The organism is Paenibacillus medicaginis, from assembly GCF_042138635.1.
GTDB lineage: Bacteria > Bacillota > Bacilli > Paenibacillales > Paenibacillaceae > Paenibacillus > Paenibacillus medicaginis.
In genome coordinates this window covers 317644-332789 of record NZ_JBHIRY010000001.1, presented here as the reverse complement: position 1 = coordinate 332789, position 15146 = coordinate 317644, and the positions used below count along the sequence as shown (strand labels likewise).

The 15146-nt window shown below is 51.0% G+C and carries 10 protein-coding genes and 1 pseudogene; all 11 read left to right on the top strand.

Translation table 11 applies throughout. The features are described 5' to 3' along the window. Positions 1-109: 109 nt before the first annotated feature. Positions 110-1621, top strand: coding sequence for a sugar ABC transporter ATP-binding protein (locus tag ACE5LO_RS02045; protein ID WP_375518412.1), 1512 nt, complete (start codon positions 110-112; stop codon positions 1619-1621). A 27-nt stretch (positions 1622-1648) separates the two neighbouring features. Beyond that, positions 1649-2656, top strand: coding sequence for a galactose/methyl galactoside ABC transporter permease MglC (gene mglC, locus ACE5LO_RS02040; protein ID WP_375518411.1), 1008 nt, complete (start codon positions 1649-1651; stop codon positions 2654-2656). 176 nt (positions 2657-2832) lie between these two features. Next, complete coding sequence (locus ACE5LO_RS02035; RefSeq protein ID WP_375518410.1) at positions 2833-3468, top strand: CAP domain-containing protein; 636 nt, start codon at positions 2833-2835, stop codon at positions 3466-3468. A 162-nt stretch (positions 3469-3630) separates the two neighbouring features. Beyond that, on the top strand, positions 3631-4464 hold the full coding sequence (locus ACE5LO_RS02030; protein WP_375518409.1) for a GDSL-type esterase/lipase family protein: 834 nt from the start codon (positions 3631-3633) through the stop codon (positions 4462-4464). Beyond that, entirely contained in the window at positions 4464-5432 is a 969-nt protein-coding gene (locus tag ACE5LO_RS02025) for an ABC transporter ATP-binding protein (RefSeq protein ID WP_375518408.1), read from the top strand. Before ACE5LO_RS02030 ends, ACE5LO_RS02025 begins: the two co-directional genes overlap by 1 nt. Further along, a complete protein-coding gene (locus tag ACE5LO_RS02020; RefSeq protein ID WP_375518407.1) occupies positions 5425-6414 on the top strand; it encodes an ABC transporter permease in 990 nt (329 codons plus the stop codon). The genes ACE5LO_RS02025 and ACE5LO_RS02020 overlap by 8 nt, the downstream gene beginning before the upstream one ends. Positions 6415-6494: 80 nt before the next feature. After that, complete coding sequence (parE, locus tag ACE5LO_RS02015; protein ID WP_375518406.1) at positions 6495-8477, top strand: DNA topoisomerase IV subunit B; 1983 nt, start codon at positions 6495-6497, stop codon at positions 8475-8477. Positions 8478-8534: 57 nt separating this feature from the next. Further along, positions 8535-10997 (top strand): DNA gyrase subunit A, encoded by a 2463-nt coding sequence (gene gyrA / locus ACE5LO_RS02010; protein ID WP_375518405.1) that lies wholly within the window; start codon positions 8535-8537, stop codon positions 10995-10997. Between the two features lie 738 nt (positions 10998-11735). Beyond that, positions 11736-12152, top strand: coding sequence for a MarR family winged helix-turn-helix transcriptional regulator (locus ACE5LO_RS02005; protein WP_375518404.1), 417 nt, complete (start codon positions 11736-11738; stop codon positions 12150-12152). A 297-nt stretch (positions 12153-12449) separates the two neighbouring features. Then, positions 12450-13575, top strand: a protein-coding gene (locus ACE5LO_RS02000; protein WP_375518403.1) for an IS3 family transposase whose coding sequence is annotated in 2 segments (ribosomal slippage) — positions 12450-12724 and positions 12723-13575 — 1128 coding nt in all. Because the reading frame shifts where the segments join, the coding sequence is not laid out codon by codon here. Between the two features lie 201 nt (positions 13576-13776). Beyond that, positions 13777-15087, top strand: a pseudogene (locus tag ACE5LO_RS01995) (DHA2 family efflux MFS transporter permease subunit); the annotation flags it as partial. Positions 15088-15146: the final 59 nt, after the last annotated feature.

Below are 15146 nucleotides of genomic sequence, written 5' to 3'. Positions count from 1 at the left end.
AGTTACAAATTCAGGGCGGGTGAGCATTCACCCGCTCCGCTTTTATCCGGATAGGAACCAGGAGTGCTGTGCCTCTCCATTAAAGACAAATACGCAGGGGGCGTAACAGATGACTCAACATGAGTATGTTTTGGAAATGAACGACATTACCAAGGAATTCCCTGGTGTCAAGGCGCTGGACGGGCTGACCCTGAAGGTACGGCCGGGTACGGTCCATGCCCTGATGGGTGAGAACGGGGCCGGCAAATCGACACTGATGAAATGCCTTTTCGGCATTTACAAGCCTGACGGCGGAGAAATCCTGCTGAACGGTGTCAAAACGGAAATCAACAATTCGAAGGATGCCCTGAATCATGGAATCTCCATGATTCACCAGGAGCTGCATCCGGTGCCGCACCGGAATGTGATGGAAAACATCTGGCTGGGCCGTTTTCCCACCAAGGGCATTGGTCCCTTGCAATTTGTTGACCACAAAAAAATGAAAGCCGATACGGAAGATCTGTTCCGTCAGCTTGATATCGATCTGGAGCCTGAGACCCTTGTCGGCAAGCTGTCCGTATCCAAAATCCAATCGATCGAAATCGCCAAGGCGGTGTCATTCCATTCGCGAATTATCGTCATGGATGAACCGACCTCATCCCTGACAGGTGTCGAGGTGGAGCATTTGTTCCGCATCATTCGGGACCTGCAAAAGCAGGGGGTGGCAATCATATATATTTCGCACAAAATGGAAGAAATTTTGCAAATTTCGGACGATGTCACCATTATGCGTGACGGCAAGAAAATAGGAACCTGGCCTGCGGCCGATCTGACCACCGATCTGATCATTTCAAGAATGGTCGGGCGGGACCTGACCTCACGTTTCCCGGAGCGTGAGAATGTGCCGGGCGAAGTGGTGCTGAGTGTAAAAAAATTAACTTCCCCGCTGCCAAAATCGTTCAAGGATGTAAGCTTTGAGCTGCGTAAGGGCGAAGTGCTCGGGATTGGAGGATTGGTCGGAGCACAGCGTACGGAGGTTATTGAGGCGCTCTTCGGCTTACGGGCCATCGAATCCGGGACGATTGAAATGAACGGAAAACCGGTCAAAATCAAATCACCGGAGGATGCGAAAAAGCTGGGCTTCGCGCTGTTGACCGAGGAACGGCGCGTTACGGGGATTTTTCCCGTGCTGCCGGTGCATGAGAATGCGGCCATCGCCAACCTGGACCGTTACCAGAAGCCGTACCTGCTGCTTGATGAGAAGCGGAAGCGGAGCGAATCGGACAAAATGGTCGAGAAGCTGCGCACCAAGACGCCGAATACGAAAGCGCTCATCATGAACCTGTCCGGCGGCAATCAGCAAAAGGTGCTGCTCGCCCGCTGGCTGCTGACTGAGCCTGACATTCTTTTATTGGATGAGCCGACACGCGGTATCGATGTTGGCGCCAAATTTGAAATTTACAGCATCATTTCCGATTTGGCGAAGCAGGGGAAAAGCATTATCATGATTTCCTCCGAAATGCCGGAGCTGCTGGGTATGTCCGATCGGATTATGGTGATGTCGGAAGGGCGCCTTACGGGAATGCTGGAAGGCGAACAGGCCACAGAAGAAGAGATTATGAGGCTGGCTGCCCAGCACTAGGGAGAATCAGAGGGGGAAACATTCATTATGAATACTGTAAAAATGAAGGGACTTTTGTCTCAAAATGCAATCTATATCGTATTATTCGTACTCATCGTAGGCATTGCCGTTTATGATCCGAGCTTTATAGCCGTAAATACACTGCGTGACGTGCTCATACAGTCGTCAACCCGTATTATCATTGCACTCGGTATGGCATTTATCCTGATTACAGCCGGAACGGACCTGTCTGCCGGACGGATCGTCGGACTATCTGCCGTCATCTCGGCATCCATGCTGCAGGTATCCGATTATCCGCGCCGCTTCTTCCCGGATCTGCCGGAGCTGAACGTCATCATCCCGATTGCGCTGGCTGTCATTATCGGTCTGGTGTGCGGTATGATCAATGGCTGGGTTGTAGCCAAGCTGAACGTACCGCCGTTTATCGCCACACTCGGCACCATGGTTGCCGTATATGGCTTGAACTCCTTGTATTTTGATATGGAACCGAACGTCTCCCAGCCGATTGGCGGTCTGCGTCCTGATTTCACGACTATCGGCTCCGGATTCATCGGCAGCGGGGAATTTTCCATCCCGTACATCGTCATCATTGCCATTGTTGTGTCTGTCATCGTGTGGGTCGTGTTTAACAAAACAAAGCTTGGTAAAAACATGTATGCCATCGGCGGCAATATTCAGGCTGCAAAGGTATCCGGCATCAATGTATCCAAAAACCTGATCTGGATCTATGCGATTGCCGGCGCACTGTATGGCCTGGCCGGGGTGCTGGAAGCTGCACGTACAGGCGGTGCCACGAACAACTACGGTAACATGTATGAGCTTGACGCCATCGCGGCATGTGTCGTGGGCGGGGTATCCACTTCCGGCGGTATCGGAACTGTGCCAGGCGTACTCGTAGGGGTATTCATTTTCACCATTATCAACTATGGTTTGACATTTATCGGGGTCAGCCCTTACTGGCAGCTGATTATTAAAGGTCTCATCATCGTGGCTGCAATCGCCATTGATATGAGAAAATATGCAACCAAAAAGTAAGACATAACTATAAAAGTAACAAAGCCGCGGTTCTGCCGCGGCTTTTTCTGTGATTTCGAAGGTGAATTTCCATAAATTTGGGTTAGGAACCTCGGGTTGAATCATGTTATACTGACACTGTGCTGATGACAAGTTTGTAACCTTTTTGTAAATTTTAAAATTGGGAGATGAGATCTTTGAAACATACGTGGAAAAAGATTTTGACAACAGGAACCCTGACAGCAGCGTTGTCCGCAGCATTGGTCTTGCCAGCATCAGCGGCACCTGCGCCAACGACTTCAACGGACTTATCTTCCTATATTCAGCAATGGCTCAACGATAACGGTTATGCCGGAGATACAGTAAACTTGCCGGAAAGCGGACAAACCGCACCAAAGCCGGCGGCTCCGACACAGCCGGTGTCTAATCCGGACACTACTACAACTAAGCCATCAACAGATAAGTCGCAGTTTACAGCGCAAGTTATCGCCCTCGTAAATCAGGAGCGCAGCAAAGCAGGTTTGAAACCGTTGACCAGCCATGCGAACCTTTCCAACATGGCGCTGGAAAAAGCGAAGGATATGAGCAAGAACAACTACTTTGATCATAACTCGCCAACCTACGGTTCACCATTTGATATGATGAAGAAATTCGGCATTTCCTATTCCTATGCCGGTGAGAATATTGCCATGGGACAACAGACGCCTGAAGAGGTCATGAAAGACTGGATGAACAGTGAGGGACACCGTAAAAATATTATGAGCCCGAACTTCACGCTGATCGGTATCGGCTATTATAACGGCTACTGGGTGCAGGAATTTGTCGGAAAATAAACGAAATAGGAAAAAGCAGATCGGGAATACTGAGATTCCTGATCTGCTTTTTTGCGTTCTCTACAAAATCACTTTCCGGCGCCCGCAGCAAAGGGGAAATTTGCAAATCGGAAAAAGAAGCTTTATCTTTAGGTAGATTAGGGCATTCGGGAGGTATGCAGGTTGAATTCAACGAGCTGGATCTGGAGAATAACAAGCACCTTGTCCATTGCAGCCACATTGCTTCTTATATACGGTTTTGCAGCTGCTGTTGCCGGGAATCTTTCGCCAGCGCCAGTGTCTCCGCCCGCTGCTGCACCGGAAAGCGGACAGGTCCCGTCTCCTGCGGCCGGGAATGAGATCAGAGCCGTCGCTATCGGAGATTCGCTTGCCAGAGGAACGGGGGACGACTCGGGAAGCGGATTCGTGCGAAGAGCGGTCGATCTGCTGGACAAAAACGGGATGCATGCCAAGCTGATTAATAATCTTGGAATTAACGGGCTTACGACAGACGCCCTCTTGACCAGACTTGACGAGACAGGTGTACAATATGTTCTCAAGGAAGCCAACGTGATCATGCTCTCCATCGGTGGGAACGATCTGTTTGCAGGCGGACAGGCTCTCCAGAGCGGCTCGGAGCCCCCGACAGCGGAGCAGTTGAGGACAACCCTGCCGGCGGCTTCGGCACGCCTGCAGAAGATACTGGACAGGCTGCACACCATCAATCCGGATGCGCGAATATTGTATCTCGGCCTGTACAATCCTTTCAGCGATCTGGCGGAGTTGAAAGCTCCCGGCAATACCGTGGTCAGCGAATGGAATGAAGCGGCGCTTACGATTACGAACAAAAACGATAACATGAGTGTGATTCCGACGTTCGACCTGTTTTGGCAAAACCTGCCTGCCTACCTTTCTTCAGATCATTTTCACCCGAACGGCGCAGGGTATCAGGCCATTGCGGAACGGATCGTTCAGGGCTTCGCCACAGCATCGCCCGGCGGGGAGGCGGATGAATAATGGACACACATGAGCGGGAAACGGTATTATCCGTACAGCATGTAAAGAAAAAGATAGGACGCCGCTGGATCATCCAGGATGTAACTTTTGATGTATACGCAGGGGAGATTTTTGGTTTCCTCGGACCAAACGGGGCCGGCAAAACGACCACCATTCGCATGCTGGTGGATCTGATCAAACCGACGGAGGGAACGATCAGCGTCTGCGGATACAATGTGAACCGGGACCCGGAGCGAGCACTCACTTTTGTCGGCTCAATTGTTGAAAATCCGGAAATGTACGGCTACCTTACAGGCTGGGAAAATCTTGAGCACTTTGCGCGTATGCAGCCGGGAATCGACGCTGCCCGCATTCAAGAGGTTGTCCATCTCGTTCAGCTGGACCGGAGGATTCACGACAAGGTCAATACATACTCCCTGGGCATGCGGCAGCGGCTCGGCATTGCGCAGGCGCTGCTGGGCAGGCCGAAGCTGTTAATCCTTGATGAGCCGACCAACGGGCTGGACCCCAAGGGTATCAAGGAAATGCGGGCTTTCATCAGGGAGCTGGCCGAGCAGGGCATGGCCGTATTCGTATCCAGTCACTTGTTGAGCGAAATTCAGCTGCTATGCGACCGGGTGGCCATAATCAGCCACGGCAACGTGCTAACAGTAGGCGAAGTTAAGGAACTGGTTGCGGATCATTCACGGCTCGCAATCTGGCAACTGCACCCGCGTGAGCAAGGGATGGCTCTGCTTCAAGGCTCGCCGTTCGTCAAGGTGCTTGAGCGGCCGGACGAGCAGGTGGATGACAGCATCATTGCCTCTGCGGGTGAAGGGGCGATATTCACCGAAATGGAGGAAAGGCATATATCTGAACTGGTTGCCCTTCTCACAGGGGCTGGCATCGAGGTGCACCGTGTAAGCCCGATCAATCCTACTCTGGAGCAGCTATTCCTGAAGATGACAGAGGGTGAAGTGCTTGAATAACATACTGCCTTTAGTGAAGAACGAGACGATCAAAATTATGAAAAGAAAAAGATTTTATATCATTCTGCTCATTTTGCTCGTTCTCGTGCCTATATTTACGTATGCCCAGCTTAAAGCCGCGGAGAGAAACCGCGAGAAATTTGGCGGTGACTGGCGGCTTGAGCTGCAGCAGGCGATCACGGACAACCAGAACTCGCTTGGCAGCGACCGGGTCCCTGAGGAATGGAAAAGGTACCGAAGTGTTTTTATTCAGCAAATGCAGTATTATTTAGAGCATGACATCAATCCCAATGAGCCGGGAGCGGTTACCTTCACCCGTGAATTTATGGACAATTCCGTCAATCTGTTCATCCCGCTGCTCATTATGGCGATCGCATCGGATCTCGTATCCGGGGAGCGGACGACAGGCACCATCAAGATGCTGCTTACAAGACCAGTCCGCAGGTGGAAGGTGCTGTTAAGCAAGCTGCTGGCGCTCTTTATGTTCGTCTCGCTCATAGTGGTATCCACCTTTGTAATGAGCTATCTCATTTCCGGGCTTTTCTTCGGCTACAAAGGCTTTGGGGTGCCGGTATTCACCGGTTTCCGGATTGTAGGCTCGAATGTGGATATGTCAGCCGTTCAGGCGGTGCCGCAGTGGAAATACATGCTGCTCCAGTGCGGGCTGATCTGGTTTGTGAGCATGATTGTTGCCATGCTGGCGTTTATGGTTTCCGTCCTTCTCCGCAGTACGGCGGCGAGCATAGTGGTCATGATGTCGGCATTGATCGCAGGCACGATTCTGACCAATATGGCTTCTTCCTGGGAAAGCGCAAAATATCTGTTTATGGTGAATCTCGGATTGACAGCATATCTGGCTGGAAACCCCGCGCCAATTGAGGGCATGACACTGCCGTTTTCTCTGACTGTGCTGTCTGTTTGGGGTATATCAGCGCTGATCGTTTCATTCGCCGTCTTTACGAAACGGGATATATTGAATTAAAATGGACAAAGTATAAAAGAAAACATCTGTTTGCATTTTTGCTTTAAACAAGGTCATGATTAGACAAAGGGGGAGCATGAATGGTCGACGAAATCGACTTGTTCGCCAGGGGAGCTGACGGGAATGACCGTCAGGCTTCGGATTACGGGGCGGACGACATTCAAGTTCTCGAAGGGCTTGTGGCGGTACGGAAACGGCCGGGCATGTACATCGGGAGCACCAGTTCTTCGGGGCTGCATCATTTGGTATGGGAAATAGTAGACAATGCGGTTGACGAGCATCTCGCCAAATTTTGCTCCCGAATCGAAATTACGCTGCATAAGGACGGTTCTGTTACTGTATTGGACAACGGACGGGGCATTCCAACGGGAATGCATAAGATGGGTATACCGACTCCCCAGGTTGTATTTACGATTTTGCACGCTGGCGGTAAATTCGGCGGTTCCGGGTATAAAAAATCGGGCGGTCTGCACGGCGTAGGGGCGTCCGTAACCAACGCGCTTTCCGAGTGGCTGGAAGTAGAGATTTACCGGGAAGGCAAAATTCACCGCCAGCGGTTTGAATATTGGCAGGATGAGCAGGGGGTTGAGCATGTCGGAGAACCCGTTACCGGGCTTGAGGCCTTTGGGAATACGAACAAAACCGGCAGCAAAATCACGTTCAAACCCGATATTCGTGTCTTTCAGAACGGCATCAATCTGAATTATGATACGCTTGCCGAGCGGCTGCAGGAAATTGCTTTCCTCAACTCCGGCCTCCGCGTTGTCCTGAAGGATGAGCCCAATGGCAAAAGCGATGAATTTTATTATGAGGGCGGAGCCAGCCAATTTGTCGCGTTCCTGAACGAGGGCAAGGACGTCCTGCACGATGTGATTCACTTCACCGGTGAAAAGGAAGATATCGAGGTAGAAGTGGCTATTCAGTATAATGCGGGTTATACGGAGACGCTTGCTTCCTTCGTTAACTCCATTCCGACCCGCGGCGGCGGTACACATGAGACCGGATTCAAAACAGCTTATACGCGTGTGATGAACGATTACGCCCGCCGTACCGGAATGCTAAAGGAGAAGGAAAAAAATCTCGAAGGCAATGACCTGCGTGAAGGCATGATGGCCGTCATCAGTGTCAAAATGTCTGAGGTGGAATTTGTCGGACAGACCAAGGATCAGTTGGGGAGCGCTTCGGCGCGCAGTACCGTGGATGCGATTGTGGCCGAGAACATGCAGCGTTTTCTGGAGGAGAATCCGCAGGTAGCCCAAACCTTGATCAAGAAATCGATCCAGGCTTCCAAGGCGCGTGAAGCGGCAAGAAAAGCAAGGGATGAAATGCGCTCAGGCAAAAAGCGCAGCGAGAGCTCCAATCTGAACGGCAAGCTGTCTCCTGCGCAGTCCAAGGACTTTACGCGCAACGAACTGTTTATCGTTGAAGGAGATTCGGCTGGGGGCTCGGCCAAGCAGGGACGGGACTCCAAGATTCAGGCGATTTTGCCGCTGAAGGGCAAACCGATGAATCCCGAGAAAGCGAAGCTGGCCGACATTCTGAAGAATGAGGAGTATCGTGCCATCACTTCCGCGATCGGAGCGGGGATCGGTACGGAATTCTCCGTTGAAGACAGCAATTATTCGAAAATTATCATCATGACGGATGCGGATACGGACGGCGCTCATATTCAAGTGCTTCTGCTCACGTTCTTCTATCGTTATATGAAACCGCTGATCGATGCCGGGAAGGTCTATATCGCACAGCCGCCGCTGTACAAAATCACACGCAAATCAGGCAAGCTGGAAACGGTCAGATATGCCTGGAGCGATGAGCAACTGCAAAACTACCTGAAGGAATTCGGGAAGAACTTTGAGCTGCAGCGGTATAAAGGACTCGGTGAGATGAACCCGGATCAGCTGTGGGAAACGACGATGAATCCGGAGTCGCGTATTCTTTTACAGGTGCAGATTGAGGATGCGGCCAAGGCGGAGCGCAGGGTGTCAACGTTAATGGGGGATAAGGTGGATCCGCGCAAAAGATGGATTGTTGAAAATGTGGATTTTACCGAATATGAAGAGTAAACGATATTCATGCATAGCATCAACGATGAACGGTTATTTTTAAAAAGAGGTGCTTAGATGAGCATATCAGAACAGTTTTTGCCAGCTTTTCTGGAAGAGGTTGTCGGCGACCGGTTTGGCCGATATTCCAAGTATATTATTCAGGACCGGGCGATTCCTGACGTGCGCGATGGTCTGAAGCCTGTACAGCGTCGCATTTTGTACTCCATGTACGATTCGGGCAATACCCCGGATAAACCGTACCGGAAGGCGGCGAAGACCGTCGGCGATGTCATGGGTAATTATCATCCCCACGGCGACGCACCGATTTACGAGGGGATGGTCCGCATGGCCCAGCCATGGAAAATGGCGCATGTGCTTGTTGATGGCCATGGCAACTGGGGCTCGCGGGATGACGATCCGGCTGCGGCCATGCGTTATACGGAAGCCAGGCTTTCGCCGATCGCGATGGAAATGCTGCGCGATATTGAGAAGCGGACGGTTCTGTTCAAAGACAATTTTGATAATACGGCCAAAGAACCTGTTGTACTGCCTTCACGTTATCCGAATCTGCTGGTCAACGGGGTCAGCGGCATTTCATCGGGTTTTGCTACTGAAATCCCTACTCATAATTTGCGCGAGGTGATCGATGCCTGCATCGCCGTGATGGAGAAGCCTTCCATTGAACTGGAAGAGATCATGACCTTTATCAAGGGGCCCGACTTCCCGACAGGCGGCCTGATTATGGGCGGGGACGGTATTCTGGAAGCGTACAGAACAGGCAAGGGACGCATCTATATCCGCTCCAAGACGGAAATTGAATCGTTGCGGGGCGGTAAACAGCAGATTGTCATTACCGAAATTCCTTATCAGGTGGTCAAATCCCGCATGGTTACCGCCATGGAAAATATCCGTCTGGAGAAAAAGGTCGAGGGCATCGCCGAGGTTCGTGACGAAAGCGGCCGCGAAGGATTGCGGATTGTGATTGAACTGAAGAAAGACGCCGATGCGGAAGGCATACTGGCTTATTTTTTAAAGAAGACGGATCTTCAGGTAGCCTATAACTTTAATATGGTGGCTATCGTGAACAAGGCTCCGCATCAGTTGGGGCTGAAAGCAATTCTGGAGGCCTATATTGCGCATCAGCGCGAAGTCGTTACCCACCGCACCCAATTTGAGCTGGAGAAGGCGGAGGACCGTGCTCATGTGCTCGAAGGTCTGGTTAAAGCGCTTAATATTCTGGATGAGGTGATCGCGGCGATCAAGGCATCCAAAAACCGTCAGGATGCGCAGAACAATTTACAGTGGATGTTCGGCTTCAGCGAGCGCCAGGCGGACTCTATCCTGACCCTGCAGCTGTACCGTTTGACCAATCTGGAGATTACTTCTCTGGAAAAAGAGCTGGCTGACATCCAAAAGAAAATTGCCCAGTTGCGCGCCATTCTGGACAGTGACCGCAAACTGATCAATGTCATCCGCAAGGAGCTGCTGGAAATCCGCGAGCGTTTCGGCATCGACCGCCGCTCCGCGATCCAGGAGGAAGTGGAAGAAATCAAGGTGAACCTTGAGGTCATGGTCAGCTCGGAGGATGTGCTCGTGACCCTGTCCAGGCAGGGTTATGTAAAACGCATCAGCCTGCTGTCCTTTACCCGCTCCGGGGGAGAGCGCTCCGGCTCTGGCGTTAAGGAAGGCGATTATATTACTGAGCTGCTGGATGTGAATACTCTGGACTCGCTGCTCGTCTTCACACAGAGGGGGCAATACTTCCTGCTGCCTGTGCACCAGATTCCTGAATATAAGTGGAAGGAGCCGGGCACGGCAATAGTCAATGTTATTCCTTTATCGAAGGAAGACCGGATTGTCAGCATCATTCCGGTGAAGAACATGGAAGAAGAGGGCAAAAGTCTTGTTTTTGTCACCCGCAAGGGGCAGGTCAAACGAACGGAGCTGAAGGACTACGCCACCAAGCGCTCCAGCGCGGTAGCCGCAGCCAAGGTGGCTGCGGATGATGAAGTGCTGTCAGTCACGCTGAGTGACAATTCGCGTGATCTGATGCTAGTCACCCGCGCCGGAATGAGCATTCGTTTCCGTGAGAACGAGGTAAATGCGATGGGCCGTGTGTCTGCTGGTGTCCGGGGTATCCAGTTGGCGGAGAGTGACGAAGTCATCGCCACGCTGTGGGTTCAGGAGGATGAAGGAGAGATTCTGGTAGTGTCTGATCTCGGATATGGTAAGAGATCGCTGCTACTCGATTATCCGCTTCAGGGCCGGGGTGGCAAAGGCATCGCCACCTTTGAATTCAAGGAAGGCAAGCGGGTTCGTCCGAACGGCTCCAGGCTGATGGCCGCCTTCCACGTTACGGAGGCTGTACAGTTGACTGCTGTTACCAGCGAAGGGCAATCTGTAGCCATCCTTTCCGAGAAAGCGCCGTTAATGGGCCGCAAGGACACGGGAAAACAGCTTGTTCCTTTGGAGAAGAAGGACCTTGTGGCGGACGTGCGGCTCCGTCCAGAGCCGCAGAGCTCGTCAGGGGTTGAGTAAGGAAGCGTGCCCGGAGTTAGGCGTGCCCGGATTGTCCTTCCGATCGCTGTTATCCCCGGATTTCCTGATTGAAGCAGGCAGCGGAAGAAATCCGGGGATAAAGGCGAACGCTCCGCTTCTTCAGGACAATTCCGGGCACTTGGCAGGGTAGTATCCCTTGAACGCTTCGCTTGTTCAAGGGAAGTATTTTTGCTTGCTTATTCGAAGATGAAGAGAATAAGGGCTTTTGACTCCGCAAAGGTCGAGAACAGGATAACTCCCCTGTTCTCGACCTTTCTTGTTATTTAAGGAATCGCATAAGCTTGGCGATTCCTTTTAAGTAGGCACGCGCACGCAGCAGCGGAAAGGACGAAGCAATTCCGGAAAAGCGATAGCGCTCGCCTTTGCCACCGAATTTCCTCCTCTAGAAAATAGTTAGAAATTGGGGGGCAACAGCGATTGTAGGAATGCTTCGTTCTTGGAGCGTGTCAGAACGTATACGGGATGCGCCGAGTCTTATGGGGCTTCCGGTTCGCCTTTTCCGCTTATTGTCGGGCTCTGTCTGTCAAGATGGAAAGGTTTTTAATGACGGCTGTCGAAATGCAGGATACCCCTTGGGTGTATGTATGACTTATTTCCTGTTTTGGCTATCTTGGGGTTAACAGGGCAGGAAAAGAAGGCGCCACGGCGAAATTTAACAGCATGAATAAGTTGCTTTTACAACGTGCTTGCAAATGACTGCTGAGAGGAGATGAAAGAGTGCAAACGTCTGAATTTGCCAAGCTGTGGTTTAAGTTGACCAAAGATTATAAAGCATATATGGAACAGCACTTGGCACCATCGTTGACCGAGTCGCAGCTGACAGTACTGGAAGTGCTTCAGGAGAATGGCCGGATGAAGCCCTCACAGCTTATCCCGTACCTTGCCACGACACCTGCTGCAGTCACCATGTTGCTGGACAGAATGGAAAAAAACGAGCTTGTCACCCGTGTGAGAGATCAGGAGGACCGCAGAATCGTGTGGATCCTGATCACAAACCACGGCATGGAGGAAGCAGACCGGGGCATTCAAGTTCGCAATGATTTTCTATCCTCGGCGCTTGGCCGAATCTCCATGCATAACCAGAATCTGCTCGTTTATCTATTGGGTAAAATTACAGCAGCCGGACAAGTATAATAAATGATGGAATCAGACAGTTCATTTCTGGCTTTCAGAAAACTGTCTTTTATTTTGTTAATTTTCAGAAAAAAAGCGTGTGTTATGTTGACTATTACATAAATGAAGAGTTAAGCTATGTAGCTGACCATCCTGCACGAACGGCCTGAGATCGGTCTAGCCGAGCTGGAAAAATGAGCTAATATAGGAAGCAGTACGATGAGCGGAGTTGTGGAGCGGCTGTTTTACATTGCAGATCCATCAGCAACTATAATGGACTAAGAAATTCAGACAGCAAAAAAGGAGCAAGTTAGTTGTATGAGTACCGTGCGAAGAAAATTTACCCCCGAGCAGAAAGCGCAGATCGTACTGGAAATATTAAAGGAAGAAAAGTCGGTTTCCCAGCTGGCAAGCGAGCATGGCATCCACGCGAATGTCCTCCAGCGGTGGAAAACAGAAGCTGTTCAGAATTTGCATCAGCTGTTTGTGGATGATCGCAAAGGCATCACCAAAATGAAAACCGACTACGAACAAAAGATCAATGACCTCTACGCCGAAGTTGGGAAGCTCACGACCCATAATGCGTGGCTCAAAAAAAAATCTGGCCTCTGAAATGACCCGTGGAGCCCGTATCGCTCTGTTCGAACGGGATCACCCCGAACTGTCCCTCACGGTGCAAGCCGAGTTGCTCAGCTTGAATCGCACCAGCCTGTACTACAAGCCGGCTCCTCCCTCTCCGGAGGAAATACGCCTCAAGCACCGGATTGATGAAATCTATACGCAGTACCCATTTATGGGCTCCAGGCGGATTGCCGCCATGCTGCAGCGGGAGGGCGAAGGCATTCACCGCAATACCGTCCAGGTCTATATGCGGGACATGGGCTTAGCTGCCATCTATCCCGGCCCAAATCTGAGCAAGCGTAATCTGCAAAACCGGACCTATCCCTATTTGCTGCGTGGCCTCACGATGGAGCGACCCAACCAGGTCTTTGGTATAGATATCACCTACATTCGTCTGCGACAAGGCTGGATGTACCTGGTCGCCGTTTTGGATTGGTATTCCCGGTTTGTTGTGGCTTGGCAACTGGATCAAAGTTTAGAGATTGACTTTGTACTCGATACGGTTCGCCGCGCACTGGCGGTGCATAAACCCGACATTTTCAATAGCGACCAGGGCAGCCATTTCACGAGTCCCCAATACACCGACCTGCTAAAGGCTGTAGATGTGCGAATTAGCATGGACGGGAGGGGAAGAGCGCTGGACAACATTTTTACCGAACGCTTATGGCGCAGTGTCAAGTATGAAGAGGTGTATCTTCACGATTACGCGACTCCAAGGGAAGCACGAAATGGCATCCATCGCTATCTGGACTTTTATAATCATACTCGTCCACACCAGTCCCTGGGTTACCAAACCCCCGCCACCGTATATAAGTTAGGCTAGGCGATGGTCCACAGGTGGACCACGCTCCCGCTTGGGCTGCGTCCTCCACCCGTGGACAACTAAAAGTGGTATCATCATCCATTTATGGATCATGATCGTTCTTTCTCTATAGAATCCACAAGTTCATTGAGAGAAGTATGTACATTTTTTCACACCTTAAAAAATAAAAAAATCTGTCTTGACTTCTTGTGCCACCATATCATGCTGGTCAATGGTGTGCTGATACCGGTGACCGCTTTTCTGATTGCCAGGTTCAGTACCAGGCAGCTTTTTTTAAGCTCTATGATTTTATTTACGATCGGAACACTGCTGTGTGCTATTGCGCCTAACTTTACAGTTGTTTTGATCGGAAGACTGATCCAGGCCGCTGGCGCCGGGATTACGATGCCGCTGATGACGGTCGTGTTCCTGAATATTTTCCCGATTGAGAAACGGGGACAGGCGATGGGCATTGCCATGACCTTTGCTCCGGCCGTCGGTCCGACTCTTTCCGGTTATATTGTTGAGCATTATGACTGGCGTGTGCTGTTCTGGATTATCCTGCCGATTGCTGTGATCGCTACGTTAATCGGTGTATTTTTCCTGAAAAATGTGACAGAGCTGTCCAAACCTAAACTGGACATTCCGGCTGTCATTTTGTCCACACTGGGCTTTGGCGGTCTGCTGTACGGCTTCAGTGAGGCGGCCAACGCTGGCTGGAGCAGCCCGGTTGTGCTCGCAACCCTGGCCATTGGCGCTATTACGCTGCTCCTGTTCATTATTCGTGAGCTTAAAAGCGATGAGCCGATGCTTGAATTCCGGATTTTTAAGTTCAATATGTACAGTTTGACCACCATTATTAACGTAATCGTCACCATGGCTTTGTATGCGGGTATGATTCTGCTGCCGCTATATCTGCAAAACATCCGGGGTTTTACCCCCATGCAGTCAGGTCTGCTGCTGCCTGGCGCAATTCTCATGGGCATCATGTCCCCGATTACGGGTACCATCTTCGATAAAGTCGGAGCCCGCTGGCTGACAGTAATCGGCTTAGCCATTATGAGCATCACGACCTAGGAGTTTACGCGGCTTAGTGATACCACATCGTATATGGAGCTGCTGATTGTTTACACGGCCCGTATGTTCGGCATGTCGATGATTATGATGCCGATTCAGACGGCAGGCCTGAACCAGCTTCCCCAGCATCTGAACGCTCATGGCACGGCGATGAGCAATACGCTGCGCATGATTTCAGGCTCGATCGGAACGGCGCTGCTCGTGACGGTTATGACGATGAAAACGGAGAGCCGCACGCTGGAGCTGGCACATACACAAGGAGTCTCCTTGACAGATGATGCGGCTTTGGCGGGTATTACCAACCATGCGATGACCTATGGCATCAATTATGCGTTCATGATTGCCACAGGCATGAGTATTGCCGCCCTGATCCTGTCCTTTTTTATTCAAAATACAAATCCGCAGAAGCAGCATGAAGCGGTGGAGAAAAAGAGACGGACGGCTGTTTCTTCGTAACATGGATCATAATAAATAAACAGACATCCTATAACTGGGATTGGCCCCTATTTGTGAGG